The 4,411-nt window shown below is 65.0% G+C and carries 5 protein-coding genes; all 5 read left to right on the plus strand.

Annotated features, from left to right (window positions below; translation table 11 throughout):
• On the plus strand, positions 1–699 hold a 699-nt coding region (locus ACK41X_RS22675; protein ID WP_409728346.1), incomplete at its 5' end, for a hypothetical protein.
• A 7-nt stretch (positions 700–706) separates the two neighbouring features.
• Entirely contained in the window at positions 707–1,486 is a 780-nt protein-coding gene (locus ACK41X_RS22680) for an ABC transporter ATP-binding protein (protein WP_409728349.1), read from the plus strand.
• On the plus strand, positions 1,483–2,259 hold the full coding sequence (locus ACK41X_RS22685; RefSeq protein WP_409728352.1) for an ABC transporter permease: 777 nt from the start codon (positions 1,483–1,485) through the stop codon (positions 2,257–2,259). Before ACK41X_RS22680 ends, ACK41X_RS22685 begins: the two co-directional genes overlap by 4 nt.
• Positions 2,256–3,035, plus strand: a complete 780-nt coding sequence (locus tag ACK41X_RS22690) for an ABC transporter permease (protein ID WP_409728355.1) — start codon at positions 2,256–2,258, stop codon at positions 3,033–3,035. The genes ACK41X_RS22685 and ACK41X_RS22690 overlap by 4 nt, the downstream gene beginning before the upstream one ends.
• 147 nt (positions 3,036–3,182) lie before the next feature.
• On the plus strand, positions 3,183–4,411 hold a 1,229-nt coding region (locus ACK41X_RS22695; protein ID WP_409728358.1), incomplete at its 3' end, for a c-type cytochrome.

The following is a 4,411-nucleotide window of genomic DNA, read 5'->3' on the forward strand; positions in this document are numbered from 1 at the left end:
GAATTTCCGGACCATGTGCGGCTGCAGGTCTGCATGCCGACCCCGTTTGGCGTCGTCTATGCATTTGCCTCGCCCAAGGACGTGCTCGCGATCGAGCCCGCCTACGAGAAGGCCATGCTTGCCGAGGTGAGGCGGCTTTGCGACGCGATTCCGCATGAGCATCTCAGCATCCAGTGGGATTTCTGCCACGAGATGATCGTGCTGGATGGCCAGCGGCAGGATTGGTTCCCGTCGACCGGCGCATCGCAGCCGGAGATCATGGCGCGGATGCAGCGGATTTGTGCTGCGGTCCCGTCCGATGTCGAACTTGGCATCCATGTCTGCTACGGCGATTTCGGCGCCAAGCATTTCATCGAACCGAAAGATGCGGGCCGCATGGTCGATGTCGCCAACGACATGGCGAAGGCCGTGACCCGGCCGATCAACTACATCCATTTTCCGGTGCCGGTGGACCGCACCGACCGCGACTTCTTTGCGCCTTTCGCAACGCTGACACTCGATCCGCGGACCGAAATCTATCTCGGCGTCGTCCACGTTTCTGCAGGCGTTGCGGGGGTGATCGCGCGGATCGAAATCGCGCGCGAATTCGTACCCGATTTCGGCATCGCCACCGAATGCGGCATCGCCCGCGCGCGCAAACCCGATCTCGTCGAGCGGATTTTGGAAACCTATGCCGGTGCTTCGTGCAACCCGTCGTGAGAATCCTGTGCAGGCCACTCAGCCAAGAATTCCGCTCATCGCGTTCGAGAGCGTCGACCTGACCCTCGGCGGCAAGCTCATCCTGACCGGGATCGACGTTGCGATCCAGAAGGGCGAGTTCCTGTCGGTGGTTGGCCCATCGGGTTGCGGCAAGACCTCGCTGCTCAATCTGGCAGCCGGACTGCTGATGCCGAGCAAGGGGCGGGTGACCTACGAGGGCAAGCCGGTGACCGGACCGCGGCAGGACATCGCGATCGTGTTTCAGGATTACGGCAAGGCGCTGCTGCCGTGGCGGACGGCGGCGGGCAACATCTCGCTCGCGCTTGAGGCGATGAATTTTCCGAAGGAGCTGCGTGAGGCCAGGATCGCCGAATTGCTGGACCTGATCGGCCTGTCCAATCACGCCGAGAAATTCCCGAACCAGCTCTCCGGCGGCATGCAGCAGCGGCTGCAGATCGCCCGATGCCTCGCCCAGGACCCGAAGGTTCTGTTGATGGACGAACCGTTCGGCGCGCTCGATGCGATGACCCGGCAGGCGCTGCAGGATGAAGTGCTTGCAATCGCGGCCAGAACTGGCGCCACGGTCCTGTTCATTACCCACGACCTCGAAGAGGCGATCTATCTCGGCGACCGGGTGATCGCGATGCGCCCCAATCCCGGCCGCTTCGAGGTGCAGTTTCCGATCGATCTGCCGCGTCCGCGCGACCAGCTGACGACTCGCGAGCGCCCGGACTTTCTGAAGTTGCGGCGCGATCTGTTCGACGTCATCAAGGAGGTCGAACATTGAGCGGGGAAGCGCAACGCTCCGGCTGGCGCGGGCTCGTGATCCCGGTCGGCCTTATCCTCCTCGCTGAAGCGGCCGCGCGTGCGACCGGCTGGGAAAGTTCGATGCTGGCCATGCCATCGGCGATTGCCGCGGCCTTCGTCACGGCTCTGGCCGACGGTACGATTTTCACGGCGACGCTGCAGACGCTGGCGACCGCGCTTGGCGGCCTCGCGCTCGGCGCCGCGCTCGGTCTTGTCTTCGGGATTCTGCTCGGTCTCGTCCGTACAGCCGACCGCCTGATGGAAGTCTCCATCGAGGCGTTCCGTCCGATCCCGGCCGTCGCGCTCATTCCGATTGCGCTTCTGGTTTTCGGCTTCGGCTTTCGCATGGAGATGTCGATTGTCGCCTTTGCGGCATTTTGGCCGGTGCTGATCCTGACACGTGCTGCGGTCGCGGGTGTCGAGCCGCGGCTCATCGATGTGGCGCGTGCGCTCGGGTTCAATGCCGCAGCCCGGGTCTGGAAGATCGTGCTGCCTGCGGCGCTGCCGCGCATTTTCGTCGCTTTTCGTCTGGCCGCGGGAATTGCGCTGATCGTCGCCGTGACCGTGGAAATTGCCGCCAATCCGATCGGGCTTGGCTACAACATGATGCTTGCGCAACAGACGCTGCGGCCGGAACTGATGCTCGCTCTGCTGGTCTGGCTCGGGGTGGTCGGCTGGGCGTTCAATATTGTGCTGCTGTGGTCGCAGAAGCGGCTGTTCGGCCCGGCCGCCATGGTCAGGATTGACCCGTGACAGCGCTGCCGCAACTCCAGCGTCTCGGCTGGCTGCTCGCCAGCGTCGGTGTTGCGGCGCTGTTCGTGGTTCTTTGGTACGTGGTTGCGCATTTGCGTCTGGTCTCGCCGGTCTTTCTGCCCGGCCCGGAGCGGGCGTTCGACGCCCTTGTCTATGGGCTGACCGAAGGCGATCTGCTGCGCAAGACCGTCGCGACCGTCGAGCGTATGGTTTACGGCTGGCTCTTGGCATCGCTGGTCGGGATCGCGCTCGGCGCCATGATCGGCGTTTCGCAGACCTTGCGGGTCTATCTGGAGCCAACGCTGGAATTCCTGCGGCCGCTGCCGGCTTCGGCGATGATGCCGGTGGCGATCGCGCTGCTCGGTTTGACCGATGCGATGGTGCTCGCGGTCATTGCGTTCGGTGCCCTGTGGCCCATGCTGCTGGCAACTGTGCACGGTTTTGCTGCGGTTGAGCCGCGGCTCTATCAGGTCAGCCGCGCGCTCGGCCTGTCGCGGCTCGATGTCATTCGAAAGATTGCTCTGCCAAGCGCGATGCCCGACATCCTCTCCGGCATGCGTGTCGGGCTGACAATCGCGCTCATTCTTGCGGTGGTGGGCGAGATGCTGGCGAGCCGGCCGGGCCTTGGTCAGGCGATCCTGCTCGCGGCGCGCTCGTTCCAGTCTGCCGACCTCTATGCGGGCGTCATTTTGCTGGGACTGATCGGCTATCTCAGCGGGACCATCTTGTCGCTGTTCGAGGCACGCCTGCTGCGCTGGCGGCGTCGCCCCGCTTGATGCGGGTGCCGGTGGGGCGCGGACCGTCGCGGCGCTTTCACGCAGCGCAAGACAATGAAGCCGCTCGCTCGGCTCCGCGGGGAGGGGGGCTGGGCAGGCGCGCCGGCGATCACTAACTTGCCAAAATTGCATGTCGGGATTGATCGAATGCTTGCTCGCCTGGTTCTTGCGCTGCTCCTTGCAGGTCTGAACGCGTCCCCGGTCGCTGCACAGATGCGCGGCCATGGCGGTCCTGTCCGCGCGGTCGCTGTCGCACCCGATGGCATGACCGCGATCTCCGGCAGCTTCGACACCTCTGCAATCCGCTGGTCGTTAAATCGCAACGCAGCCGAACAGGTCTTGCGCGGCCACGACAGCGCCGTGAATGCGGTCGCTTTTTTGAAGGATGGGCGCCTGGTGACCGGCGGCGAGGACGGCAAGGTTGCGATCTGGAAACCGGGCGTTCCGGTACCGGAGCGGACCTTTGAGGGACACACGGCGCCACTCGTTGCGCTCGCGGTCTCGCCGGACGGCAACACGATCGCGTCCGCGTCCTGGGACCGCACCATCCGGCTGTGGCCGGTCGCGGGCGGCGCGCCGCGTGTTCTCGAAGGCCATACCCAGAATGTGAACGGCGTTGCCTTCACGCCCGGCGGCGAGGCGCTCGTCAGCGCCGGCTACGATGCGACGCTGCGAATCTGGCCGCTGTCCGGCAATGCCGCCCCGACGGTAGAAACCCTGCCGACGGCCCTGAATGCGGTGACTGTGGCGCCAGGCGGCGAGATCGTGACGGCGGGTGCGAATGGCCGGGTCTATTTTCTGTCGGCCAAAGGCGCGACCCAAGGCGAAGTCGAGGTTGGCCAGACGCCGGTCATCTCGCTGGCGATCGCCGCCGACGGCGCGCTGGTTGCCGCTGCGGGCATTCGCGGATCGGTCGCCATCATCGACCGCAAAAGCCGGGCTATTCAGCGCACGCTGGTTGGCCCCGGATTGCCGGTCTGGTCGGTGGCGTTCTTCCCGGATGGGGTGACCCTGCTCACCGGCGGCACTGATCGCATGGTGCGGCGCTGGAATGCCGCAACAGGCGACCATATCGGTTCGGTGCCGCTTAACGATATCGGCGATCCGCTCGCGGCCTATGACGGGGACCGCGGGGCGGAAATCTATCGCGCCTGCATTGCCTGCCACACCCTGTCGGCAGACGAGGGTGAGCGGGCCGGTCCGACACTCGCCGGCATTTTCGGCCGCAAGATCGCGACGCTCCCCGGCTACGATTTTTCGGATGCGCTGAAGAAGCTCGACATCGTCTGGACGCCCGATACGGTATCGAAGCTGTTCGAGGTCGGCCCCGCCGCCTACACGCCGGGCACCAAGATGCCGGAGCAGACGATCGGATC

Origin of the sequence: Pseudorhodoplanes sp. (genome assembly GCF_046289595.1) — a bacterium.
Taxonomy (GTDB): domain Bacteria; phylum Pseudomonadota; class Alphaproteobacteria; order Rhizobiales; family Xanthobacteraceae; genus Pseudorhodoplanes.